At 68.3% G+C, this 22866-nt stretch carries 24 protein-coding genes, 1 tRNA gene and 1 pseudogene; 12 read left to right on the top strand and 14 right to left on the bottom strand.

What is annotated here, in order from left to right:
• Together QM693_RS36840 and QM693_RS36835 are read left to right on the top strand one after the other, a co-directional pair.
• Window positions 1-263, top strand: a 263-nt coding sequence (locus QM693_RS36840; protein WP_283354768.1) for a peptidylprolyl isomerase, incomplete at its 5' end; no start/stop codon positions are given.
• A gap of 13 nt (window positions 264-276) precedes the next feature.
• Window positions 277-1194: a rhomboid family intramembrane serine protease gene (locus QM693_RS36835; protein WP_283354767.1), complete on the top strand. Its 918-nt coding sequence runs from the start codon at window positions 277-279 to the stop codon at window positions 1192-1194.
• On the opposite strand, the gene QM693_RS36830 is transcribed toward QM693_RS36835, so the two are convergent.
• Both QM693_RS36830 and crgA read right to left on the bottom strand, forming a co-directional pair.
• Window positions 1188-1646 carry a PH domain-containing protein gene (locus QM693_RS36830; protein WP_283354766.1) on the bottom strand — a complete coding sequence of 153 codons (459 nt, stop codon included), beginning with the start codon at window positions 1644-1646 and terminating at the stop codon, window positions 1188-1190. The two genes, QM693_RS36835 and QM693_RS36830, sit on opposite strands and share 7 nt — an antisense overlap.
• A gap of 67 nt (window positions 1647-1713) precedes the next feature.
• Window positions 1714-1977 (bottom strand): cell division protein CrgA, encoded by a 264-nt coding sequence (gene crgA, locus QM693_RS36825; protein ID WP_005249082.1) that lies wholly within the window; start codon window positions 1975-1977, stop codon window positions 1714-1716.
• Window positions 1978-2096: 119 nt separating this feature from the next.
• On the opposite strand from crgA, the gene QM693_RS36820 reads away from it, so the two are divergent.
• Both QM693_RS36820 and QM693_RS36815 read left to right on the top strand, forming a co-directional pair.
• Window positions 2097-2798 (top strand): DUF881 domain-containing protein, encoded by a 702-nt coding sequence (locus QM693_RS36820; RefSeq protein ID WP_283354765.1) that lies wholly within the window; start codon window positions 2097-2099, stop codon window positions 2796-2798.
• 55 nt (window positions 2799-2853) lie between these two features.
• Window positions 2854-3507 carry an aminodeoxychorismate/anthranilate synthase component II gene (locus tag QM693_RS36815; RefSeq protein WP_283354764.1) on the top strand — a complete coding sequence of 218 codons (654 nt, stop codon included), beginning with the start codon at window positions 2854-2856 and terminating at the stop codon, window positions 3505-3507.
• A 60-nt stretch (window positions 3508-3567) separates the two neighbouring features.
• Here the strand turns inward: QM693_RS36815 and pknB are convergent, their stop codons facing one another.
• The 7 genes from pknB to QM693_RS36780 form a co-directional block, all read right to left on the bottom strand.
• Window positions 3568-5487, bottom strand: a complete 1920-nt coding sequence (pknB, locus tag QM693_RS36810) for a Stk1 family PASTA domain-containing Ser/Thr kinase (protein WP_280783097.1) — start codon at window positions 5485-5487, stop codon at window positions 3568-3570.
• Entirely contained in the window at window positions 5484-6872 is a 1389-nt protein-coding gene (locus QM693_RS36805) for a protein kinase domain-containing protein (RefSeq protein ID WP_280783098.1), read from the bottom strand. Before QM693_RS36805 ends, pknB begins: the two co-directional genes overlap by 4 nt.
• 2 nt (window positions 6873-6874) lie before the next feature.
• A complete protein-coding gene (locus QM693_RS36800; protein WP_280783099.1) occupies window positions 6875-8362 on the bottom strand; it encodes a penicillin-binding transpeptidase domain-containing protein in 1488 nt (495 codons plus the stop codon).
• Window positions 8359-9813: an FtsW/RodA/SpoVE family cell cycle protein gene (locus tag QM693_RS36795; RefSeq protein ID WP_009476773.1), complete on the bottom strand. Its 1455-nt coding sequence runs from the start codon at window positions 9811-9813 to the stop codon at window positions 8359-8361. The genes QM693_RS36800 and QM693_RS36795 overlap by 4 nt, the downstream gene beginning before the upstream one ends.
• On the bottom strand, window positions 9813-11279 hold the full coding sequence (locus tag QM693_RS36790) for a PP2C family protein-serine/threonine phosphatase (protein ID WP_280783100.1): 1467 nt from the start codon (window positions 11277-11279) through the stop codon (window positions 9813-9815). Before QM693_RS36790 ends, QM693_RS36795 begins: the two co-directional genes overlap by 1 nt.
• Window positions 11276-11740 carry an FHA domain-containing protein FhaB/FipA gene (locus QM693_RS36785; RefSeq protein ID WP_005249074.1) on the bottom strand — a complete coding sequence of 155 codons (465 nt, stop codon included), beginning with the start codon at window positions 11738-11740 and terminating at the stop codon, window positions 11276-11278. The genes QM693_RS36790 and QM693_RS36785 overlap by 4 nt, the downstream gene beginning before the upstream one ends.
• Before the next feature lie 256 nt (window positions 11741-11996).
• Entirely contained in the window at window positions 11997-13301 is a 1305-nt protein-coding gene (locus QM693_RS36780) for an FHA domain-containing protein (protein ID WP_283334706.1), read from the bottom strand.
• 253 nt (window positions 13302-13554) lie between these two features.
• Here QM693_RS36780 and QM693_RS36775 point away from each other — a divergent pair.
• The 5 genes from QM693_RS36775 to QM693_RS36755 all read left to right on the top strand — a co-directional run bounded on the left by QM693_RS36775 (window position 13555) and on the right by QM693_RS36755 (window position 16186).
• Window positions 13555-13640: transfer RNA gene (locus QM693_RS36775), tRNA-Leu, on the top strand.
• Between the two features lie 280 nt (window positions 13641-13920).
• The gene (locus QM693_RS36770) at window positions 13921-14316 is read left to right on the top strand and encodes a DUF6292 family protein (RefSeq protein ID WP_283354763.1); all 396 of its coding nucleotides are present in this window, start codon (window positions 13921-13923) and stop codon (window positions 14314-14316) included.
• Between the two features lie 54 nt (window positions 14317-14370).
• A complete protein-coding gene (locus QM693_RS36765) occupies window positions 14371-15024 on the top strand; it encodes a hypothetical protein (protein ID WP_283354762.1) in 654 nt (217 codons plus the stop codon).
• The gene (locus QM693_RS36760; RefSeq protein WP_283354761.1) at window positions 15021-15482 is read left to right on the top strand and encodes an RDD family protein; all 462 of its coding nucleotides are present in this window, start codon (window positions 15021-15023) and stop codon (window positions 15480-15482) included. Before QM693_RS36765 ends, QM693_RS36760 begins: the two co-directional genes overlap by 4 nt.
• Before the next feature lie 20 nt (window positions 15483-15502).
• On the top strand, window positions 15503-16186 hold the full coding sequence (locus QM693_RS36755; protein ID WP_283334709.1) for an AraC family transcriptional regulator: 684 nt from the start codon (window positions 15503-15505) through the stop codon (window positions 16184-16186).
• Here the strand turns inward: QM693_RS36755 and QM693_RS36750 are convergent.
• Complete coding sequence (locus tag QM693_RS36750) at window positions 16176-16571, bottom strand: VOC family protein (RefSeq protein WP_283354760.1); 396 nt, start codon at window positions 16569-16571, stop codon at window positions 16176-16178. The two genes, QM693_RS36755 and QM693_RS36750, sit on opposite strands and share 11 nt — an antisense overlap.
• Before the next feature lie 111 nt (window positions 16572-16682).
• Here QM693_RS36750 and QM693_RS36745 point away from each other — a divergent pair, with 111 nt between their 5' ends.
• Window positions 16683-17078, top strand: a complete 396-nt coding sequence (locus QM693_RS36745) for an SRPBCC family protein (protein WP_198602106.1) — start codon at window positions 16683-16685, stop codon at window positions 17076-17078.
• Between the two features lie 100 nt (window positions 17079-17178).
• Here QM693_RS36745 and QM693_RS36740 read toward each other — a convergent pair whose 3' ends face one another.
• The 4 genes from QM693_RS36740 to QM693_RS36725 form a co-directional block, all read right to left on the bottom strand.
• Window positions 17179-17946, bottom strand: coding sequence for a hypothetical protein (locus QM693_RS36740; RefSeq protein ID WP_283354759.1), 768 nt, complete (start codon window positions 17944-17946; stop codon window positions 17179-17181).
• Window positions 17943-18611 carry a DUF8176 domain-containing protein gene (locus QM693_RS36735; RefSeq protein WP_283334713.1) on the bottom strand — a complete coding sequence of 223 codons (669 nt, stop codon included), beginning with the start codon at window positions 18609-18611 and terminating at the stop codon, window positions 17943-17945. Before QM693_RS36735 ends, QM693_RS36740 begins: the two co-directional genes overlap by 4 nt.
• Window positions 18612-18682: 71 nt before the next feature.
• A complete protein-coding gene (locus tag QM693_RS36730) occupies window positions 18683-19528 on the bottom strand; it encodes a glycoprotein (protein WP_283354758.1) in 846 nt (281 codons plus the stop codon).
• 300 nt (window positions 19529-19828) lie between these two features.
• Complete coding sequence (locus QM693_RS36725; protein WP_283354757.1) at window positions 19829-20851, bottom strand: FAD-dependent oxidoreductase; 1023 nt, start codon at window positions 20849-20851, stop codon at window positions 19829-19831.
• 54 nt (window positions 20852-20905) lie between these two features.
• On the opposite strand from QM693_RS36725, the gene QM693_RS36720 reads away from it, so the two are divergent.
• Together QM693_RS36720 and QM693_RS36715 are read left to right on the top strand one after the other, a co-directional pair.
• Window positions 20906-21454 carry a TetR/AcrR family transcriptional regulator gene (locus QM693_RS36720; RefSeq protein WP_283334716.1) on the top strand — a complete coding sequence of 183 codons (549 nt, stop codon included), beginning with the start codon at window positions 20906-20908 and terminating at the stop codon, window positions 21452-21454.
• Between the two features lie 306 nt (window positions 21455-21760).
• Window positions 21761-22866: pseudogene (locus QM693_RS36715) on the top strand (glutamate synthase subunit alpha); the annotation flags it as partial.

Here is a 22866-nt window from a genome sequence, read left to right as displayed (position 1 = left end):
AGTTCGGCGACGAGTTCCACCCGGAACTGCAGTTCGACCGCGCATACATCCTGGCCATGGCGAACGCAGGCCCGGGAACCAACGGTTCGCAGTTCTTCATCACCACCGGCCCGACGCCGCACCTCAACCGTCGCCACACCATCTTCGGTGAGGTCGTCGACGAGGAGTCGAAGAAGGTCGTCGACGCCATCTCGACCACCGCCACCGATCGCGCGGACCGTCCGCTCGAGCCGGTCGTGATCAACAGCGTCACCATCGCGTAGGGAACCGCAGCACATGACCAACCCCGGCTGGGGCGGTGCCGCGAACGAGGGCACTCCGCCCCAGCCGCGGTGCGTCCGCCACCCCGATCGCCCCACTGCGCTGTCGTGCAACCGGTGCGGTCGTCCCGCGTGCCCCGAATGCCTGCGCGAAGCGGCCGTCGGCTACCAGTGTGTCGACTGCGTCGCCGCCGGACGGCGCGATGTCCGCCCGGTCCGTAACGTCGCCGGCGCCGTGACCACACAGCGTCCGACACCGCTGGTGACGTACATCCTGATGGCCGCGAACGTCGGCATCTTCCTGATCACCGCGGCGCAGTCCCGCAGCATCATGCAGAACCAGGCCGGGTCGAAGCTCTTCGCGGACTGGGCGCTGTTCCCACCCGCTGTCGTGGACGGGCAGATCGTCCGCGTGCTCGGCAGCGGATTCCTCCACTTCGGCATCATCCACCTGGCCGTCAACATGTTCGCCCTGTGGGTGATCGGCCGCGACACCGAACTGGTCCTCGGGCGTGCCCGCTACGCCTGCGTGTACTTCGCGTCGCTGCTCGGCGGTTCCGCCGCGGTGATGCTGTTCCAACTCGGCGCGGTCACCGCGGGTGCGTCGGGTGCCGTCTTCGGACTGATGGGCGCTCAGGCCGTCATCCTCCTGCGTCTGCGGCGCAGCCCCGCACCGGTGATCTCGGTGATCGCCATCAACGTGATCATCAGCATCACGATCCCCGGCATCTCACTGTGGGGGCATCTCGGCGGCCTGGTCGCCGGAGCCGCGGCCACCGCGGGAATCCTCTACGGGCCCCAACTGCTGGGCGTCGGGAACAACCGGGAGAAGGCCGTCATCGTCGGCTGGGTCTGCCTCGGCGTCGTGATGCTGGTGCCGCTCGCCGTCATCGCGATCCGCACCCTGCAGCTGCGCGCGAACTTCGGCTACTGACCCCGGCCCACCAGACGGTGCACCGCGAGGGCATCGAACACGTCCTCCGGATTGGTGCCGAGATCCCACCGGCCGAAGATCAGGAGGCGTTCGGTGCCGTCCTCGGTGCGGACGTCGATCTCGAGCATCGGCACCCGGCGGCCCAGCCGGGGATAGCGCACGAGCCGCGCGCGTTCGATCTCCGAGCGGGCATACCCGTGGCGGCCGCTCAGCCGGTTCACCACGATCCCGCCGCCCTCCTTGTCGATGGCGAGGCGCGGGCGTTGCCGGAGCGCGGACGCGGCGGTCAGCAGCAGCCCGAGGGCGGCGACGCACACGAGGACACGGCCCGCCGGCTCGGTCGACACGGAAAGGCCCGCGACCCCCAACGCGACTCCGCCCGCGGCGAGAGCGATCACCGCGGCGAGGGGCGTCGACCACTCCAGCGGTGCCTCGTCAGCGGACATCAGCACTCGACCTGCGGCTATCCACAGGGGTTGTCCACATTGGGGATGAATGACATGGGTGTAATTGTGATGGTCAACGCCAGCGCATCGTCATGATCAGACCGACCACCATGAAGCCGAATCCGATGAGGAAGTTGTAGGCACCGAGGTTGTTCATCCACTCGAGCTGGTCGGCGGCCAGGTAATAGACGAGCAACCACACCAGGCCGACCAGCATGAACCCGAGCATCACCGAGACGTACAGGGTGCTCGAGGGGCCGGCCTTCACCTTCACCGGGGTGCGGCTCGCAGGGTTGATCGTGTAATCGGTCTTCTTTCGGACCTTCGACTTCGGCATGACGTCCTCGTTCGTACGGCTCAACAGGAATGTGGGCAGGTAGATTCGGAAATACCTGCGTGTGTACACGCTAACGTAGCCGCGATTCGCGCGGCGAGGACGAGGGGACGGAAACACCGGTGACCAGGTCGATCTTCTGGCGGATCGCGGTGCTGGTGGTGTGTCTCGTGGCCGGTCTGCTGGTGGCCACCACCCGTCAGGTGTCGCACGGCAACGAGATTCGCGCCGGCGATTCCACCCGACTGTCCGACCTCGTGCGCAACGCCCAGTCCGAGACCGAACAGGTGGCCGAGACCCGCGACCGGCTGGCGGCGCAGGTCGAATCGCTGCAGCAGGACGCCGCCGCGTCCGACAGCGGTGTCGCGCAGGCGCTCGCCGAAAGCAAGGCGCTCGCCACCGATGCCGGACTCACACCGATGACCGGTCCCGGCGTCACCGTCACACTCACCGACGCCCCCCGCGACGCGGACGGCAAATATCCCGTCGACGCGTCGCCGGACGATCTCGTCGTCCACCAGCAGGACGTCCAGAGTGTGCTGAACGCACTGTGGGTGGGCGGTGCCGAGGCGATCAGCATGCAGGACCAGCGGATCGTGAACACGTCGGCACCGCGCTGCATCGGCAACACCCTGCTGCTGCACGGTCGCACCTACAGCCCGCCCTACGTCATGTCGGCGATCGGGGATCCCGCGCGACTGGAGGCGGCGCTCGCCAACGAACCCGGAATCCGGGTATTCAAGCAGTACGCCTCACGGTTCGGCCTCGGCTACTCGGAGGCGGCGTCCGGCCAACTGTCCGTGCCCGGATACGCGGGGCACTGAGCCCGAACGGTCCCCGGCCGTGCAGAGCGGGAAGCGGGCAGAATACCCTGCTTCCATGAGGATTCTCGTCGTCGACAACTACGACAGCTTCGTGTTCAACCTGGTCCAGTACCTCGGACAGCTGGGAACACGGGCCGTGGTCTGGCGCAACGACGATCCGAACCTCACCGGGCCCGACGCCGTCGCGGCGGCAGCGGCCGAGTTCGACGGCATTCTGCTGAGTCCCGGCCCCGGCACACCGCAGCGGGCAGGCGCGACGATGGACCTGGTCACGGCGTGTGCCGCGGCCAAGACGCCACTTCTCGGGGTGTGCCTCGGACACCAGGCGATCGGGGCCGCATTCGGCGCCACCGTTGACCGGGCACCCGAACTCCTGCACGGCAAGACCAGCATCGTCCACCACACCGGCGAGGGCGTTCTCGCGGGTCTTCCCGACCCGTTCACCGCCACGCGCTACCACTCACTGACCGTCCTGGAAGACACCATCCCGGACGAACTCGAGGTCACCGCCCACACCGACAGCGGCATCGTCATGGCGATGCGGCACCGGGAACTGCCGATCCACGGCGTCCAGTTCCACCCGGAGTCCGTGCTCACCGAGGGCGGGCACCGCATGCTCGGCAACTGGCTCGCCGTCTGCGGCGAAGCCCCGAAGGAATCCCTCGTCGCCACCCTCGAGACCGAGGTCGCGCAAGCGTTGGGCGCGTAGCGCCCGTGCGCCTTTTTGGTAGCTACAGCAACCAGAAAGGCGCACGGGTGGCGGAGCCGCCTACCGCGGGATGCCCAGCGCGCCGACACCGACGGAGACGACCCCGTTCTTGGTGATCTCCGATCCCGGCGGCTGTTCCTGACTGATGATCTTGCCGACCATCTCCGGGTCCAGGGTGGACGTCTGCGTCTGATTCAGCGAGCTCGACGACCCGCTCCAGCCGGCGCTGCGCAGCTCGGCGAGCGCCTGCGACACCGTCTTGCCCGTCAGGTCCGGCATCTCGATGTTGTTGCCGTTCGACACCCGGATCTGGATGGTGTCACCCTTGGCTGCGGTGGAGCCGCCGACGGGGTCGGTGGAGACGACCTGGCCCTTCGGCACACCGGAATCGATGTTCTGGATCTGCACCTTGAAACCGGCGCCCTCGATGTTCGCCTGCGCGACCTCGACCTTCTGGCCGGTCACGTCGGGGATGCGGATCTGCTCCGGCCCGGTGCCCAGCGTGACGGCGACCTCGGAGTCGAGGGAGATGCTCGCGCCGGAGGACGGGTTCTGTTCGATCACCTTGTCGACGTCGGACACGTCGGACGGTGCACGGGCGACAGCGGTGTCGAGCCGCAGTCCCACCGCGTTCAGCTCCTGCTGCGCTTCCTGCTGGGTGAGACCGGCGAGCCGCGGGACCTTCACCTGTTCGGGGCCCGACGACACCTCGAGGGTGATCGTGCTGCCCTCGTCCACCTGCACGCCGCCGACGGGGCGGGTGGTGATGACGTTGCCGGTCGCCACGACGGCGTCCGGTTTCTGTTGCCGGGCGACGCGGAAACCGAGGTTCTGCAGTGTCGTCTCGGCGTCGTCCGCGGCCTGGTTCGTGACGTCCGGCATGGTCACCTGATCGGCCTTCGAACCCGGTCCCACGGACCACAGGAACGCGCCGACGATGCCGACGACGATGAGGGCGCCCAGCGCCATCAGCGCCACCCGCATCGGGTTCTTCTTCTTGTCGGGCTCGCCGCCGTCCGTCTTCGACGCGGTGGCCGGGGCCGGTGACTGCTGGCGCCGGTAGTTTCCCGCGCCGGTATCGACGGCACCGAGGATCGTGGTGCGGTCCTCGTCGCTCATGACCATCGGCGCGCTGGGGCGCTGCCCGCCGAGCACCCGGACCAGGTCGCTGCGCATGTCCGCGGCGGTCTGGTAGCGGTTGGCGGGGTTCTTGCTCATCGCCTTGAGGATCACCGAGTCGAGCTCACGCGGAATGTCCGGATTGACCGCGGACGGTGTCTGCGGGTCCTCCCGCACGTGCTGGTACGCGACCGCGACCGGGGAGTCACCCTTGAACGGGGGTTCGCCGGTGAGGATCTCGAACAGCACGCAACCGAGGGAGTACACGTCGGAGCGGGCGTCGACCTGCTCGCCACGGGCCTGCTCGGGCGACAGATACTGGGCGGTGCCGATGACTGCGGCCGTCTGCGTCATGGGGCTGGACGCGTCGGAGATCGCTCGCGCGATGCCGAAGTCCATCACCTTCACCGCACCCGCACGGTTGATCATCACGTTGGCGGGCTTCACGTCGCGGTGCACGATGCCGTTGCGGTGGCTGAAGTCGAGCGCCGCGCACACGTCCGAGATGACTTCCATCGCGCGGCGCGGCGCCATCGGGCCCTCGCTGCGCACGATGTCCCGCAACGTGTCGCCGTCGACGTACTCCATCACGATGTACGGCAGCGGTCCCGCTTCGGTTTCCGCCTCGCCGGTGTCGTAGACGGCCACGATCGCCGGATGGTTCAGCGCCGCCGCGTTCTGCGCCTCGCGACGGAATCGCAGGTAGAACGTGGGGTCGCGGGCCAGGTCGGCGCGCAGGACCTTGATCGCGACGTCACGGCTGAGTCGGACGTCGCGGGCGAGGTGGACCTCGGACATGCCACCGAAGCCGAGAATCTCACCCAGCTCGTAGCGTGAGGAGAGGTTGCGCGGTGTCGTCATGGCAGTCCTTGTGGGGTCGGAGTAGTTGACTCCTCCGACGTGGTCGTCGTGGTCGTCGTCGTGGGGGCGGTGGTGGTCGTGGTGGTGGTGGTAGTCGTCGTCGGCTCTGTCGTCGTCGTGGTCGGCGGCGGGGTGGTGGTGGTCGTGTACGGCTGGGTGGTGGTCGTCGTGTACGGCGGCTCGGTGGTGGTCGTCTGTTCCTCGGTCGTGGTGGTGGTCGTCGGCCGCGGTGTCGTCGTGATCGTCCGCAGCGACGACGTAATCGCCGGCGACGTCGGTTCCTTCGTGTCACCACCGTCGAACAGGACGAGCGCGAGCCCGATGATCGCCGCCAGCAGGAGCAGACCACCCGCACCCCAGGCCACGGCCTTCTGGCCGCTGGTCAGCCCGCCCTTCTTGCCGTCACCGTTCGAGTCGTCCGGCGGCACCTGCCCGGTGACCGGTCCCGCGTACGCGGTCTGCGAGGGCGGCATCATCTGGGTTGCACCGGTCATCGGCGGCGGCAGAACCCGCGCCGCCCCGGTACCCGACACGCCGGGCGGCGGGGGACGCCTGCCCGCCCGGACCGCCGCGACCGCGTCGGCGAACTCTCCGCCACTGGCGTAGCGAGTGCTCGGATCCTTCGCGATCGTGATGTCGATGAGTTCGCGGATGTTCGGCGGCAGGTCGCTCGGCAACGGTGCCGGCGCCTCCTGGACGTGCTTCATCGCGACGGTGATCGCGCCGTCGCCGACGAACGGGCGACGTCCGGACAGCGCCTCGTAGCCGACGATGCCGAGGGAGTACACGTCGCTCGCCGCGGTCGCGTCCTGGCCGAGCGCCTGCTCGGGGGCGATGTACTGCGCGGTGCCCATCACCATGCCGGTCCGCGTGATCGGCGAGTTCTCCACGGCCTTCGCGATGCCGAAGTCGGTGATCTTCACCTGGCCGGTGGGGGTGATCAGGATATTGCCGGGCTTCACGTCGCGGTGCACGACTCCGGCGTCGTGCGCCACTTGCAGCGCCCGGCCGGTCTGCTCGAGCATGTCCAGGGCGTGCGGCACCGCGAGGCGGCCCACCCGCGAGAGGACGGCGTTGAGCGGCTCACCGTTGACGAGTTCCATCACCAGGTAGGCGGTGGAATCGCCGGTGGCGTCGCGGACCTCGCCGTAGTCGTAGATTCCGGCGATGCCGGAATGGTTCAGCTGCGCGGTGGTACGCGCCTCGAAACGGAACCGTTCGACGAACTCCGGGTCGGACGAGAACTCGGACTTCAGCACCTTCACCGCGACACGACGGTTGAGCCTGTTGTCCGTCGCTTCCCAGACCTGTCCCATTCCGCCCGTGGCGATGAGCCGGATCAGGCGGTATCGATTGGCGATCAGCGCGCCGTTGTTCAGTGCCACAATCAGCCCCCTTGTAGTCCGGCTGCGATGACGGCACGGCCGATAGGTGCAGCCACCGAGCCGCCGGTTGCGGCCAGTGCACGATCTCCGCCGTCCTCGACGATGACCGCAATGGCCACGGTCGGGTTCTGGGCGGGTGCGAATCCGATGTACCAGGCGTGGGGCGGGGTGTTCCGAGGGTCGGTCCCGTGCTCGGCGGTGCCCGTCTTGGACGCGATCTGGACGCCCGGGATCTTGCCTTCGCCGCTGGTGTTGTTCTCGGAACCGATCATCAGGTCGGTCAGGGTGGCCGCCACCTGGGACGACATCGCCTGGCCTTCGGACACCGGGTTGGTGGTCGCGAGGTTGGACAGGTCCGGCCCCTGCAGTTCGGACACCAGTTGCGGTTGCATCCGCACCCCACCGTTGGCGACGGTAGCCGCGATCATCGCGTTCTGCAGCGGAGTGAGCGCGACGTCACGCTGGCCGATGCTGCTCTGACCGAGTGCGGCGTCGTCGGGGATCGACCCGATCGTGCTGTCCGCGACGGGGAACGGGACGCCGGGCATCTGCCCACCGATGCCGAGCCCGCTTGACTGGTCGCTGACGGCGTCGGCGCCTGTCTTCACACCGAGTTCGACGAACGCCGTGTTGCAGGACCGCGCGAACGCCTCACGCAGCGACGCGGTGGGGGCGCCGCCACACGTGGAGCCGTTGTAGTTCTCGAGCGTCGTCGACGTGCCGGGAAGGGTGATCTGCGGGGCCGCGGTCAGCTGGGTGTCGGGGGTGGTTCCGGCGGCGAGCGCCGCCGCGGTCACCACCACCTTGAACGTGGAGCCCGGCGGGTACGTCTGCGACACCGCACGGTTGATCAGCGGCTTCTCCGGGTCGGCGTTGAGGGCCTCCCACGCCTGGGTGGTCTCGGTGCCGTCGTGGCTGGCGAGCGAGTTGGGGTCGTAGCTCGGGGTGCTGACCATCGTGAGGATGCGTCCGGTGCTCGGTTCGATCGCGACGACCGAACCGGTGTAGCCCTTCGCCGTCAGCTCGTCGTACGCCACCTGCTGCATTACCGGGTTGATCGTGGTCACCACGTTGCCGCCGCGCGGGTCGCGCCCGGACACCAGGTCGAAGAAGCGACGCCCGAACAGCCGGTTGTCGGAGCCGTTGAGGACCGGGTCCTCGGCCCGCTCGAGACCGGTGCTGCCGTACTGCATCGAGTAGAAACCGGTGACCGGTGCGTTGGCCAGCGGGCTGGACGGTGCCGCCGGGTTCGGCGGGTAGGTGCGCAGGTACTTGTAGCGGTCGTCGGTCGGGACGGACGCCGCGAGCACCTGGCCGGCCGCCGAGATCTGGCCGCGCTGACGCGAGTACTCGTCGAGCAGCACGCGCGAGTTCCGCGGATCGGCCCGCAGGTTGTCCGCCTTGATGACCTGAACGTAGGTGGCGTTGGCGAGGAGGGCGACCACCATCACCATGACGGCGATCGCGACGCGACGCAGAGGTGTGTTCATGAGCGCGGCACCATCTCGGTCGGGGCGTCGGCGATGGGTGCGGGGCCCTTCTTCTTCGGGACGGCCGGCTCACGGGCGGCGTCGGAGATCTTGATCAGGATCGCAAGCAGGAGATAGTTGGCGAGCAGCGACGACCCACCGTAGGACATGAATGGCGTGGTCAGACCGGTGAGCGGGATCAGCTTGGTGACGCCGCCGACCACCACGAACACCTGCACCGCGATCGTGAAAGACAGCCCGGCCGCGAGGAGCTTGCCGAAGCTGTCGCGGACGGCCAGCGCGGTGCGCAGACCGCGGATGACGAGGATCAGGAACAGCATCAGGACGGCGGCGAGCCCGATCAGACCGAGCTCCTCACCGATCGTGGCGACGATGAAGTCGGTCTTCGCGAACGGCACCTGGGCGGGTCGTCCGCTGCCGAGTCCCGTTCCGGCCACACCGCCGGTCGCGAGCCCGAACAGCGACTGCGAGATCTGGTAGCCGGTGTTGTTGTAGTCGGCCAGCGGGTCGAGCCAGGTGCTGACCCGGACCCGGACGTGGCCGAACAGCTGGTAGGCGAAGAAGAAGCCGATTCCGAGCAGTCCGACGCCGATCAGCAGCCAGCCGACGCGCTCGGTGGCGATGTAGAGCATCACCAGCACGGTGCTGAACAGCAGCAGCGACGTGCCGAGGTCCTTCTCCAGCACGAGCACACCCACCGACACCATCCACGCGACGAGGATGGGGCCGAGGTCGCGGGCGCGGGGGAGGTCGATGCCGAACACGTGCTTGCCTGCGGTGGTGAACAGGTCGCGCTTCGCGACCAGCACCGACGCGAAGAAGATGATCAGGAGGATCTTCGCGAACTCGCCGGGCTGAATGCTGAAGCCGGGGAGGCGGATCCAGATCTTCGCGCCGTTCACCTCGGAGAAGCTGGACGGCAGGATCGCCGGGATGGCGAGGAACACCAGTCCGGCCAGGCCAAGCGTGTAGCTGTAGCGGGCCAGGAGGCGGTAGTCCTTGAGCAGCACCAGCACGGCCACGAAACCGGCGATGGCCAGCGTCGTCCACAGCACCTGCTGGTTGGCGTCCGGCGAGGGGACGGGCAGCCCGAAGTAGGCGGCGGACTGTGCGTCGGCGAGGTCGAGTCGGTGGATCAGCACCAGCCCGAGGCCGTTGAGCAGCGCGACGATCGGCAGGATCAGCGGGTCGGCGTACGGCGCGAACCGGCGCACCGCGAGGTGCGCGATCAGGAACAGCGCCGAGTAGGCGGCGGCGTACTTGGCGAGGTCCCAGGTGATGCTCTGTTCCTGGCTGGCCTCGACCAGCACCAGCGAGATCGTCGTGATCAGGATCGCGAAACCGATCAGGATCAGCTCGGTGCCCCGGCGCGTCGACTGGACGGGGGCTGGCGCGAACCCGCCGGGGGGACTGGGAAACTGCGCCCCCGGTGATGCACTTGCGACCGACATCAGCTAGCCGTCCTGCAGTTCTGACCGGGAACCTGGGTCACGGTCGGCGCCGGGGTGGCGGTCGGAGTCGGGGGTGTGCTCGGCGCCGGTGCGGGCGGCACCTCGGCCGGGGGGACAGGCGCGGGCGGCGGCGTGGTCTCCGGGACGGGAGCCGGAGTCGGTGCCGGAGTGGTCGTCGTGGTGGTGGTGGACGACGCCGACTCGCAGACCGGAAGCAGATCGTTCTGAGCGAGCCGCGTCATCTGGTTGCGGACGTCGTCGAGCTTGCCCGAGGGCAGCCCGGCACGCACCTGCTCGCGGGCGGACGGCTGGAGGTCGTCGACCTCGAGGATGGTGCAACCGTTCGGTGATTCGGTCGGCGACATCAACGTCAGGTCGCCGGCATCGCTGACACAGCCGACGAGATTCGCTTCCTGCAGCGAGTAACCCAGCACCGAGCCGGGAACTCCGCGCAGCACGGTGACGCGTTCGCCGTCGGCGCCGACGTAGTAGTTGTTGCGGACCAGAGCCCGCCCCACGAAGGCAGCGACGGCGACCACGACGATCAGACCGAGCGCGAGCGCAGCCCACCACATGCGGTGACGCTTCTTCTTCGTCGGCGGTTCCTCGACCTGCGGGACCACCCGCTTCGGGGTGGCCCGCGGCGGCCGCATCGCGGCGGCGCGGCCCGCGGCCGTGTTGGGCGGCGGTGTGTCCTCTTCGTCGTCGGCGGAGGCGGCACCGGCGACGATGGGGTGGCTCTGCCCGTAATCGAGGTCGATGACGTCGGCGACGACGACCGTCACGTTGTCCGGGCCGCCGCTGCGCAGGGCGAGTTCGATGAGCCGGTCGGCGCACTCGTCCTGCGAGCCCTCACGCATCGTGTTCTCGATGGTCTCGTCGCTGACCACGTCCGACAGTCCGTCGGAGCACAGCAGGTAACGGTCGCCTGCGCGCGCCTCGCGGACCGTCAGCGTCGGCTCGATCTCGTTGCCGGTGAGGGCGCGCATGATGAGCGACCGCTGCGGGTGGGTGTGCGCCTGCTCGGCGGTGATCCGTCCCTCGTCGACGAGGGACTGCACGAACGTGTCGTCCCGGGTGATCTGCGCGAGGGAGTCGTCGCGGAGCAGGTAGGCGCGGGAGTCGCCGATGTGGACCAGCCCGAGCTTGTTGCCGGAGAACAGGATTGCGGTGAGCGTGGTGCCCATGCCGTCGAGTTCGGGATCCTCCTCGACGTGGTCGGCGATGGAGTCGTTGCCCTCCCGGGTGGCGGCCTCGAGCTTGCCGAGAAGGTCTTCGCCGGGCTCGTCGTCGTCGAGATGTGCGAGGGCCGCGATCATCAACTGCGACGCGACCTCACCGGCCGCGTGACCGCCCATGCCGTCCGCGAGCGCCAGCAGGCGGGCACCGGCGTAGACGGAATCTTCGTTGTTGGAACGGACGAGGCCACGGTCACTGCGGGCGGCATAGCGGAGTACGAGGGTCACGGGCGCAACTCGATTACCGTTTTGCCGACCCGTACGGGGGTACCGAGCGGCACGCGGACAGATGTGGTGACCTTGGCGCGATCCAGGTACGTGCCGTTGGTCGAGCCGAGGTCTTCGACGTACCAGTCGGCGCCTCGCGGGGAGAGCCGAGCGTGGCGGGTGGAGGCGTAGTCGTCGGTGAGGACGAGGGTGGAGTCGTCGGCCCGGCCGATGAGGACGGGCTGGGTGCCGAGAGTGATGCGCGTGCCGGCGAGGCCGCCCTGCGTCACCACCAGATACTTGGCCGTCTTGGTCTTACCCAGCGACGGCAGCACGTTGCCGCTGCGCGAATATCGGGGCGGCACACGGACGCCGGATCCCGCGTAGATGTCGCCGCGCAACGCCCGCAGAACGGTCCACACGAAAAGCCACAGCAGAAGCAGGAAACCTGCTCGTGTGAGTTGCAGAATCAAACCTTGCACGGCAGTCCACCTCCTTCTGTGGCGGGAACGTTCGAGGTTCCAGCGTCTTTTTCTCGCAGCATCATATGGGCAACCCGCACCCTGGGATCAGGATACGGACAGCCCACAACGATACGGAGTCCCCACCGTGTTACGTCCGACACGGGCTCCGACGCGATGTCGGTCGAGTATCGAAGCCGTCTCGGTTGGGTCTCGGTGAGGCAGTTCGGGGTCGGGTATCGGCGGAACCTACTCGGAGTCCTAACTCGGTGGTGCCTCAGAGGATTCGGACCAGAATCTCCGAATGACCCGCCCGGATGATGTCTCCGTCGGCCAGCTGCCAATCCTGCACGGGGGCACCGTTGACGGTGGTGCCGTTGGTGGAGCCGAGGTCGGACAGCATCGCGACCTGGCCGTCCCAGCGAATGTCGATGTGGCGGCGCGACACACCGGTGTCGGGCAGGCGGAACTGTGCCTCCTGGCCGCGGCCGATGATGTTGTTGCCCTCACGGAGCTGGAAGTGGCGTCCACTGCCGTCCTCGAGCTGCAGCGTCGCCGTGAACGTGTGGCCGTCGGGCGCGTAGGCCTGCTGCCCGTAGCCGCCCTGGTCGTAGTCGGCGTAGCCCTGCTGGTCGTACGCCTGCTGGTCGTAACCGCCCTGCTGGTAGCCGCCGCGGTCGTAACCCTGGTCGTAGCCCTGCGGCTGCTGGTACCCGGCCTCCGCGTAGGAACCGTCCGGGTAACGGGCGGGAGCCGCCTGCTGGTCGTACGCCTGCGGGTCGTAACCCTGCTGGTAGCCGCCCTGCTGGTAGTCGTAGCCGGCGTCCGCGGGCTGCTCGTAGCCGGGAGCCTGCGCACCCTGGTCGTATGCCTGGCCGTACGCGGCATCCTGGGGGTACCCGCCGCGCTGGTCGTCGGGGTACTGCTGCTGGTCGTAGCCGCCCTGCTGGTAGCCGCCGCGGTCGTAACCGTTCTGGTAGCCCTGCGGGTACCGCTGGTCCTGACCCGCATGGGCATGACCGTTGCGCGCGTACTGCGGGTCGGGATTGCGGTTGCCCGCTGGTTCGCGGCTGGGGTCGTAGCCTGAGTTCTGCGTCATGGGGCCAGCTCCTGGATTCGACGTGACGGGTACAAACGGTGCCTGTGGTCGCGGTGCGGGACCGCCTGGCGGTTCGGGTCGCCCCGGCGTGGCCGCCCCTGGGCGGCCGGCATCCGGATCCACCGAACCCCGGGTGCGGAACTGCCCGGTGTGCAGTGAAGGCGACGGTTCGAACGCGACATGAATGGGACCATACGTCTGCCAGCCCTGGTCGCGAATGAAGTCTTCGAGGTGTCGGGCGAAGGCCTTGACCGTCAAGTCTCTGTCGGCGGCAAGTTCTTCGTGGTCCGAGTTGTTGATGGCGATGACATAGCTGTTCGGCGCGAGCAGGTGCCCACCGTCCAACTGCTGGATCCGGTCGGAGGCTTCCTGCTGAAGAGCGGCCTCCACCTCCTGTGGCACCACGCCGCCGCCGAAGACCCGGGCGAACGCGTCACCAACGGCTCCCTGGAGCTTCCGCTCGAAACGTTGAACTATCCCCATCGGAACCTCCTCACGGTGCCTGGCTGTCGGGCCTACTGTCCTCGGTGCGGTGGCTGTGACGAGACATGTCCGTGTCGCGCCACTGCCGTGCGCGTATCCCACGGTACTGTCATTGCCTCGGGCCACGACACGGGTCTACGCCATTGCATGATATCGGTCTTTGCCTGGACGGGTGTTTTTGTGGACTTTTCGGGTCCTGACCTGTACGAATCGTGATTTCTGGCGACCTCGTGTTAATGTTTCCGGGTCGCTCGGGCGAGTGGCGGAATGGCAGACGCGCTGGCTTCAGGTGCCAGTGTCCTTCGGGACGTGGGGGTTCAAGTCCCCCTTCGCCCACCACAAGCGGTTCTTCGGAATCGCGACATCGAGGCCACGAACTCATGAGTTCGTGGCCTTCGTGTTTTCCCCACAAAGGTGCGTGGGGTGGTGTATCCCCACCCCAGGGTGGCTACCGGGCGCCCCGTCGCAGCCCGACGATGGAGTAGAAGCCTCGTCGCGAACCACCGGCCCTTCGGACCCGAACCCGTCCTCCCGGCGGTCCGTGACGAATGACTCGAGTGTGAACCTGCCGTCCGGCTTCTTCCGCTGGGTTTCTGCGAACGTCGAGAGTGGGTTGTGTATGAGCATCAGCCAGGTCCGGGCCACCAGCTCGGCGAATGTCGGTGAGTACGTCGGTTCCGTCGCGACAACGGTGGGCGCCCAGTCGGTCGACTGGTGGTGCACCCCCGCTTTCGACGCGGTCGTGACCCTTTCCTGCGAGATCCCCTACTACCGTGGCCGGAAGGCCGTACTGGCCTGGAACCGCCACTTCGGGTGGTCGCTCGGGGTCCACGGACTCTCCCAGGGGAACGTGCTGGTCGTCGAGGGACTCGGGTTGGGACCGGCACCGGATCCCGCGCACTGCTCGGATCGGGTCGCCGAGTTGCTCACCGAACTCGCCGACTGGGCGCCCCGTCCGGCGTCCGGACAGCCCGCCCCGCGAATCGTGCACGGCCCTGGCGCTCCCCACGGCTGAGCTATAAATCTGGAACCCGTGCGTCGCGGGCGCCGACCGGCTTGGATATCGAGTATGGACGGCAGGAGAGCCCCTGATCCGCTGCGCCTCGCGGCCGGCGTCGCCGCGACCGCCGGCGGTGCGTTGCAGCGTGTGATCGGACTCGGCGTCGACACGGCGCGACTCCTGCCGGGAGTCGACCCGCTGCTGGTCACCCTCGAGGAACGCGGCACCCAGACGCTCCGCAGCGCCGACGAACTCGCGGATCGGGTGCTGCACGCAGTGCTGCGAAGAGTCGTGCAAGTCGCTCTTCAGGAGGTGGACCTCACCACGATCGTGCGTGATCACGTCGACCTGGACGTGGTCGCCGAAGGCATCGACATCCAGCGCATCATCGACCGCGTCGACGTGGATGCCATCGCCGCCCGGGTGGACATCCCGCAGATTCTCGATCGCGTCGACATCGACGCCGTCGCCGCGCGGATAAACGTGGATGCGATCGTCGACCGCGTAGACGTGGACTCCGTCATCGGGCGGGTCGATCTGGTGGTGCTCGCCGATACCGTGATCGAGGGCGTGGACCTGCCGCGCATCATCCGCGAGTCGACGGACTCGATGTCCAACGAGGCGGTCCGCGGGGTGCGGACCCAGGGCATGCAGGCCGACGACGCCGTCGCCGGGTTCGTGGGCAAGCTGTTCGGGCGCGGGCACGAACCGGACGATGCATGAGCACCCCGGCGCATCGCGCGGCCGGGATCGTCACCCGCGGTCTGGCAGCCGGCATCGACCTGGCAGTCGTGCTGGCCGTGATGGGCGGCATCTATGTCGGAGTGTTGTTCCTCCGGTTGCTGTTCTCGCCGCAGGAATTCTCGTTCCCCGATGCCAATGCCGTGCTCTCCGTGACCTTGTTCATCGGCGTGTCGGTGCTGTACCTGATGGCGTGCTGGGCCGTGAGCGGCCGCACCGTCGGTGCCGTGACGATGGGGCTGCGGGTGGTCAGCCGCAACGGTGAACTGATCGGCTGGCTGCGGGCCCTTCTCCGGGCGGTGCTGTGCGTGATGTTCGGGTTCGGATTGTTCTGGGCGGCAGTCGACGGCCGGCGCCGGTCCCTGCAGGACATCCTGCTGCGGACCGCAGTCGTCTACGACTGGGATCCGGATCTGCACGCCGTCGAGCCGGGCACCTGACGTCTGCCTAGCATGGGGTCATGTACGCGGAGCGGCGGTCGGTGTTCCCCGGCGCTGTGGTGTGGCAGAAGACCGCAGCCGGCGGTGAGGCGGCCATCCTGCCCGACGGCTGCATGGACCTCATCTGGATGAACGGTGACGTCGTCGTGGCCGGCCCCGACTCCCGGCCGTATCTGAACCGCAGCCGCGAGGGCGACCGCTACGTCGGATTACGTTGTTCCCCAGGCACTCTCCCGGATCTTCTGGCGACGCCGGCGGAGGAGCTGGCCAACCTTCGGGTGCCGCTCGCCGAGGTGCTGACGGACCGCGCCACCACGGAATTCCTCGGCAGGATCGCCGACGCCGCCGACCCCGGCCGGGCGCTCGAGGAGTTCGCGAGGTCTCGCCGGCTCCTCGGGCCGCCGCCGGATGGCAGGATCCCCGCGATCGTGCGGCTTCTGGAGCAGCAGACATCCGTTAGCGAGGTGGCGGACCGGATCGGTGTCGGCGAGCGCCAACTGCACCGCCTGTGCCGACGGCAGTTCGGTTACGGGCCGAAGATGCTGGCCCGGATCCTTCGATTGCAGTCGGCGCTGGGGTTGGCGGGTTCGTCCATCCCCGCAGCTCAGGCGGCCGGCATGGCGGGTTTCGCCGATCAGGCCCACCTGATCCGTGAGGCACACGAGTTGACCGGCCGCACGTTCGGTCAGCTGGTCACGGTGTGAGCGCGGCAAAGAGGTCGACGGGGTTGCCGTCGGGATCGTCGACGGTGGCGTAACGCTGCCCCCACGGTGCGTCCCACGGCTTCTTCCGACCGTTGTAGCCGCATCCCGTGAACTCGTCGAACAGCGTGTCGACGTCTGCGGCGGTGCCGCAGTCGAAAGCGAGGGCGAGGCGATGCCCGCCGGTGGGTTCGGTCCAGTCGGGTGTGAACGAGCGGATGGTCTCGACCGTGTCCCACAGCACGCGGATCCCACCGGGAAACTCGAATTCGACGTGCGGTGCCTGATCGGCGTCGGCGGGAATGTCGAGTCCGAGCCGCCGGTAGAACGCGAGCGACGTGGGCAGGTCGTGGACGACCAGTTCGATGGCACTGAATGTTGCGGTCATACCGAGAACGCTAACGACCTCAGACTGACCCGCATTGAAGGTTTCGGACATCGAGCACCGGAGTCCGATTTCTTCAATCACCTGTGCCGTGGAGCGGGGATGCTGGGAGTCATGACCACCGAATCAACTCATGTGAGTGTGTTCATCGCTCGGACCGCCGCCGACGTGTACGCCTACGCGAGCGACCCCGCCAACCTCCCCGCCTGGGCGGCCGGCCTGAGCACCAACATCACCCGGGACGGCGACCGTTGGCTCGCGGACTCCCCGATGGGACAGGTCGCCGTGACCTTCGCACCCGCCAACGACTACGGCGTCCTCGACCACGACGTCACGCTCCCCAGCGGCGACACCGTCTACAACCCCGTGCGCGTCATCCCCGACGGCGACCACAGCGAAGTCGTCTTCACCATCCGGCGACGCGACGGCGTCACCGCCGAAGAATTCGCGCAGGACGCAGCAGCCGTCACCGCCGACCTGCAGAGGTTGAAGGGGTTGCTGGAGGCGTGAGGGGGCGCGGGCCTTCGCGTTTGCACACCGATTGGTCAAACGCGCTGCAATTGCGGGTGCAGCTGACTAAACCGTGGGCGGATGTGGGTAAGTGCCTCGCTCAGACCCGTTCCGGACGACCTTCGGCCACGGCCGACGCCGCCGCGGACACCCGCTCGTACGCGGCCCGGGTGTCCGATGCCAGCCGGCTGTGATCGATGACGATTCCCATGCCCAGATGTTCGTCGTAGGGGATGGTCTCGACGCCCCACACCTGTCCGCCCAAGTACTCGCGGAGAAGGTCGACGTCCACCTGCCAGCCGGTGGCGTCCTGATTCGACACGGTGACGACGGTGCGGGCGAGCCCGGGTTCGCCGAGCGTGTCACCGATCGACTGCAACGCGGAGCGCAGGCGGTTGAACGCGTCCGCCCGGCACGGCACGACGAGGACGATGGGTGACGGGGTGGCCAGCAGCGGCGCGAGGTATGCGGCGCGCAACCGGTGACCCAGGTCGTGGACGGCACTCACTCCGCGAGCGCGCAATAACCCTGTGAGAGTGTGGAATTCACCGTTTGACGCGGTCTGGTCCCCCAGGCGGTTCAGGATGCGGGTCCCGGCACTCGTGCGGGAGCAGTACCCGTCGAACACGTCGTCCGCGACGGGGCCGGCGGCCACCAGTTGCTCGAGGCCGCTCACGGAGAGCGCAGCATCGGCGCCACGTTCGGCGACGTCGCCGCCCGCGGGTGTCGCGTCGACGGCCACGACCGCGCCGCCGCGAGCTGCCGCGGTGTTGGCGAGCCCCAGCGTCGTCGTGGTTGCGCCGGCTCCTCCGCAGGCCCCGAGGACGAGGGTCGACACCGGAAGTGGGTGCAGCAGTTGGTCGGTCACTTCGCGTCTCCAATGGATGTGATGTACGTGCGACCGTCGCGGCCGGCGGTGGTCACGACCTGCTCGTACTTCTTCGTCGACCCGTCCGGACGCAGTTCCGACAGCGTCACCGCGTAGCGGCCGGGTTCGGTTTCGGTGATGGCGAGGCAGTGCTCGGTGCCCTCGGCAACCGAGTCGATGCCGCCCTGGATGGACTCGGCGGACCCCAGCGGCGCGTCGGGGGCGACCACCTCGCGGGCCTTCGTGCCACTGCGTGCGACGTAGTACGCGTGGTCGAAGGCCAGGATCGCGGCGACGCCGTCGGACGTCCCGCCGGGACCGTTGCCGACAACCGTCGCGCCGTCGCGGGATTCGACGCACCAGCCGGAATCGGTAGCGGCGACGGGAGTTCCGCTCGCATCACCGGACGTCGAGGCGAACACGGCGACCACACCGGCGACGACGGCGATCACCGCGGCGGCGACGCCGGCGACCACGAGCCTCTGATTACCGCGAACAGGTGGTGCGGGATCGGGCTCGTCGCCCGCGGTCAGCCACGTCGGAGCCGGGGGTTGCTGCTCGGGTTCCGCGGCGGGAGCCGTCGACCCCGGTGCCGGGGCCGACGCGAACGGCGGGAACCAGTGCGAGAAGCGGTCGAGGGGTGCCCTGTTCGGCGGTTCGGTCACAGTTGAATCCTCCACACCTCATTCCCTCGCGCGGAGCCGACCCCGGGCGGGCTCCGCGCGAGGGAATCGGATCACACGTGCAGCGTCGCCTGGCTGCGCACGTTCACGCCGCCGATCGTGGTGGTGGCCGGACCGCTGTCGGTCGACTGCAGCTGCGGCAGTTGCGGTGCGGGGAGGGACGCGATCGTCCGAACCAGCTCCCCGAATGCCGGGTACCGGTGGGCCGCATCCGTGATCGCGGCGGCGACGGGGGTGACGTCGACGGGCGCAGACCAATTGGTGGGGTGCTCCGCGTGGGAATCGGCCGAGAACGCGGAGACGGTGGCTGCCGTCGGCGAGGACGGGTCGACGGCGATGCCCGCGGTGCCGGTGGCGTCGCCGACGCGCCAGCCGACGGTGCCGACGTATCCCTCGGGGTTGCCGTACTGGCGTCCGTTGACGGCCACGGGCACCGCGCCGACCAGTGTGTCGACGGCCGCGTTCACCTCGACGACCGGCTTCGGCACCGGAACTACGGGGGCGACCGGTGCCTGATGTGCCTTCGGCATGTCGTCGGGGTCGATCCACACGGTCGCCGGCTGGGCGGCCGGTGCCTCGTCCACGACACCCTCGGCGGCGGGCGCTGCCAGGTCGGGAGCAGTAGGCACGACCGTCTCGGCACCCGGCACCGCCAGCGGAGCCTGCGGGGGAGCGGGCGTCGTCGCGGCCGGAGCCGCCGGGTCGGTGACGCCCGGCTGGGACGTGGTGGGCGGCGTCGTCGGGACCGTCACGCCGGGCTGTGACGTGGTGGGCGCGGCCGAGGGGTCGGTGACGCCCGGCTGCGACGTGGACGGCGGGGTGGTCGGAGCGGCGTGCGCCGTCGCGGCGCCGAGCAGTGCTGCGGCGGACACCGAAACAGCGGCTGCCAGAGCGTGCATGCGGATTCTCAAGTCTTTGACTCCTGAAGTCGAACGGACATGGTGATCGAACGGACTGGTGCTGACGAAGCAAACGCAAGAGTGGTGCAGTTCAGAGGCACCGAAAGAGGGAAGCGAGCACAGCAGAATGCGTCCACCGACCAGGTGGATGTGTTGTTTCCCCGATGAGATACGTCCGTGCTGCCGGCACACTGCCGCAGCCGTCGTCCACCGCCCCCATGACCGCCCCCGGTTCTTTCTCGTCCCCCTACCGCGGCAAAGTACCAGACGGGCAACCGTTCCCGCGCCCCCACATTCCGGTCAGGCCAGGCCCGCGGCCAGTTTCACCGACAGATCGCGCAGCGGACGAAGACGGCCGGTCATCGCGACGGAGGACATGGCGCGCGATCCACGCACCAGCCGCCGCGTCGCTGGCCGCCGTGCGCGGTCGTACCGGCGCAGTGCGGTGTGAATGTCGGTGTCGGCGGTGAGGAATCGGCCGAGCGCGACGGCGTCGACGAGGGCCTCGCAGGCGCCCCGGCCGAGGTTCGGCGCCATCGCGTGGGCCGCGTCGCCGAGCAGGGCCGCGTTGCCCGACACGTACGACGGCAGCGCGGGCGACTCGTACAGGTCGTGGTGGAGCATCGCGTCGGGGGTGGCGGCATCCAGTACTGCCCGGACATCGGCGTGCCAGTTCCCGAACCGTGACCGGAGGTAGTCGAGGCCGCCGGGGTGGCCTGCGTCGGTGCGTACGCACGCGAACCAGTTGACGAGATCGCCGTCGCGCGGAGTGATGCCGAAAAGTGCGTCCGTGTCCCAGGTTTCGCTGACGGTGTCGCGATGTCCGGGCACCCACCCGCGCCAGGCGGTCGCGCCTACGTACCGTGGCTCGAACTTCTCGCCGAACAGTTGTCGGCGGGTCGGGCTACGCAGACCGTCCGCACCGATCACGACGTCGTGGTCCGTCAGCGCGTCGAGGGCGGGTGCCGGTGTGCCGAACGAGATCATGTCGTCGGGCAGGGCCTCGGCCAGTGTGGCCAGCAGGGCGGGCCGCGACAGCAGGTAGGCGGTGCGGTTGCGGTTGTCGATGGTGCCGATCACGGATCCGTCGGGGCGCAGGAGCGAACCGCGGTGCTGGGGTGATCCCAGTGTGCGTACCCGATCACCTGCGCCGATCGCGTCCAGCGCGTCGAGGGCCTGCGGCCACATGCCGAGTGCGGTGCCCGACGTGGGCAGGGTGTCGGCACGCTCGAAGACCTCGACGTGCCAGCCGGCGCGGGACAGGTAGCGGGCGACGGCGAGTCCGCCGATGCCGCCGCCGAGGACTGCTGCGGAGTGCGTCATGACCACCACGCTACTACGGGTGTAGTGAATTTACTACCGTTGTAGTGTCGGGGTATGGCAGACAAACGGGAGCAGGTGCTCGACGCCGCCATCGCGCTACTCGGCACGAAAGGCGTCCGGGCTCTCACGCACCGGGGCGTCGACGAGCTGGTCGGAATGCCGCAGGGGTCCACGTCCAACTACTTCCGTAGCCGGGGCGCGCTGCTCGAGGGGATCGTCACACGGCTCGTCGAACGTGACCGGGAGGACTGGCAGAAGTTCGCGCACCTCCGGCCCGATAGCAGAGACGCACTGGTCGCGGCGCTGGTCGCCTTTGTGAGTTTCTCCACTGGTCCGGACCGCGTGCGCACGAGTGCCCGCTACGCACTCTTCGTCGAGGCGTCCGTGACACCGGGCTTGGACGCGAAGATCGGGTCGGCGCGCCGAGCGCTCGTAGAATGGGGCGCGGACATGCTGGAACTCGTGGGATCGCGGAACCCGGCTTCCGACGCAGTGGTGATCACCGACTACCTGGACGGTGTAATCCTTCATCAACTCACCGTCCCGGATCCCGATTTCGATCCGACTGCGGGAATTACAGCGGTGCTCAGCGCGCTCACTTAACATGTACTCAGTGCAGTCGGACGAGGTCCGCCCTCGACAATGCCCAGTTCAGAGGGTAAATAGGCCAACCTAAGTTGTGTTTCGTCGGGGGTTCTGAATTATCGTTTTCGTTACACGTTGGACCCACGAAAGTCCGACCCGACCGAAAAGCCACGTCGCCCGGTGCGAGGACCACACCCAGCGTGCTGCAAAAGGGCGATAGCCGATCGGTGGTGCCGATCACGTCGTGACGGCACCTGCTTTGCAAGTTGATGGCCATCAGCGCTGCTGGTCGTCGGTGCATCTTTTGGCATACGAAGGCTAGGTATGAAGCAACTTCCAGGCCCCCAGGGGCTGTATCACCCGTCGAACGAGCACGATTCCTGTGGCGTCGCGTTCGTCGTGGACATGAAGGGCCGCCGCAGCAGGGACATCGTCGAGAAGGCGATCACCGCGCTGGTGAACCTCGAGCACCGTGGTGCCGCGGGCTCCGAACCCAACACGGGTGACGGCGCCGGCATCCTCCTCCAGGTCCCGGACAAGTTCTTCCGCGCCGTGGTCGACTTCCCGCTGCCCGCGGAAGGCACGTACGCCACCGGCATCGCGTTCCTGCCGCAGAGCAAGGCCGACGCGCAGCGCGCAGCCGACGCCGTCGAGAAGATCGTCGAGAGCGAGGGCCTGAAGGTCCTCGGCTGGCGCGAGGTCGCGACCGACGACTCGTCGCTCGGCGCCCTGGCCCGCGACGCCATGCCGACGTTCCGGCAGATCTTCATCGGCAGCGAGAACGACGCCCTCACCGGACTCGACCTCGAGCGGCGCGCCTACGTGGTCCGTAAGCGCACCGAGCACGAGCTGGGCAGCGAAGGCGCAGGCAAGGACGGCCCCGGTCGCGAGACCGTGTACTTCCCCAGCCTGTCGAGCCAGACGTTCGTCTACAAGGGCATGCTGACCACCCCGCAGCTCAAGGGTTTCTACCTGGACCTGCAGGACGAGCGACTCGAGTCGGCCCTCGGCCTCGTGCACTCGCGCTTTTCCACAAACACGTTCCCGTCGTGGCCGCTGGCCCACCCGTTCCGGCGCGTGGCCCACAACGGTGAGATCAACACCGTCACCGGCAACGAGAACTGGATGCGTGCCCGTGAGGCGCTCATCGACAGCGACATCTTCGGTGGCCGCGAGCAGCTGGAGAAGATCTTCCCGGTCTGCACGAACGGCGCCAGCGACACCGCGCGGTTCGACGAGGTGCTCGAGATGCTGCACCTCGGTGGCCGCAGCCTGCCGCACGCCGTGCTGATGATGATCCCGGAAGCTTGGGAACGGCACGAGAGCATGGACCCCGCACGCCGGGCGTTCTACCAGTACCACTCGTCGCTCATGGAGCCGTGGGACGGACCGGCGTCGGTGTGCTTCACCGACGGCACCGTCATCGGCGC

Source organism: Rhodococcus sp. IEGM 1305, assembly GCF_030058635.1.
GTDB classification, from domain to species: Bacteria; Actinomycetota; Actinomycetes; order Mycobacteriales; family Mycobacteriaceae; genus Rhodococcus_F; species Rhodococcus_F opacus_D.
This window is presented reverse-complemented; position numbering and strand designations above follow the sequence as displayed.

Bases quoted from the DNA above. Each gene is read 5' to 3' on its own strand.
- QM693_RS36765 (WP_283354762.1), top strand. From the start codon at position 14,371: ATGGACGGCAGGAGAGCCCCTGATCCGCTGCGCCTCGCGGCCGGCGTC.
- crgA (WP_005249082.1), bottom strand. From the start codon at position 1,977: ATGCCGAAGTCGAAGGTCCGAAAGAAGACCGATTACACGATCAACCCT.
- QM693_RS36725 (WP_283354757.1), bottom strand. From the start codon at position 20,851: ATGACGCACTCCGCAGCAGTCCTCGGCGGCGGCATCGGCGGACTCGCC.
- QM693_RS36770 (WP_283354763.1), top strand. From the start codon at position 13,921: ATGAGCATCAGCCAGGTCCGGGCCACCAGCTCGGCGAATGTCGGTGAG.
- QM693_RS36760 (WP_283354761.1), top strand. From the start codon at position 15,021: ATGAGCACCCCGGCGCATCGCGCGGCCGGGATCGTCACCCGCGGTCTG.
- QM693_RS36730 (WP_283354758.1), bottom strand. From the start codon at position 19,528: ATGCACGCTCTGGCAGCCGCTGTTTCGGTGTCCGCCGCAGCACTGCTC.
- QM693_RS36815 (WP_283354764.1), top strand. From the start codon at position 2,854: ATGAGGATTCTCGTCGTCGACAACTACGACAGCTTCGTGTTCAACCTG.
- QM693_RS36755 (WP_283334709.1), top strand. From the start codon at position 15,503: ATGTACGCGGAGCGGCGGTCGGTGTTCCCCGGCGCTGTGGTGTGGCAG.
- QM693_RS36780 (WP_283334706.1), bottom strand. From the start codon at position 13,301: ATGGGGATAGTTCAACGTTTCGAGCGGAAGCTCCAGGGAGCCGTTGGT.
- QM693_RS36750 (WP_283354760.1), bottom strand. From the start codon at position 16,571: ATGACCGCAACATTCAGTGCCATCGAACTGGTCGTCCACGACCTGCCC.
- pknB (WP_280783097.1), bottom strand. From the start codon at position 5,487: ATGACGACACCGCGCAACCTCTCCTCACGCTACGAGCTGGGTGAGATT.
- QM693_RS36795 (WP_009476773.1), bottom strand. From the start codon at position 9,813: ATGTCGGTCGCAAGTGCATCACCGGGGGCGCAGTTTCCCAGTCCCCCC.
- QM693_RS36800 (WP_280783099.1), bottom strand. From the start codon at position 8,362: ATGAACACACCTCTGCGTCGCGTCGCGATCGCCGTCATGGTGATGGTG.
- QM693_RS36835 (WP_283354767.1), top strand. From the start codon at position 277: ATGACCAACCCCGGCTGGGGCGGTGCCGCGAACGAGGGCACTCCGCCC.
- QM693_RS36720 (WP_283334716.1), top strand. From the start codon at position 20,906: ATGGCAGACAAACGGGAGCAGGTGCTCGACGCCGCCATCGCGCTACTC.
- QM693_RS36745 (WP_198602106.1), top strand. From the start codon at position 16,683: ATGACCACCGAATCAACTCATGTGAGTGTGTTCATCGCTCGGACCGCC.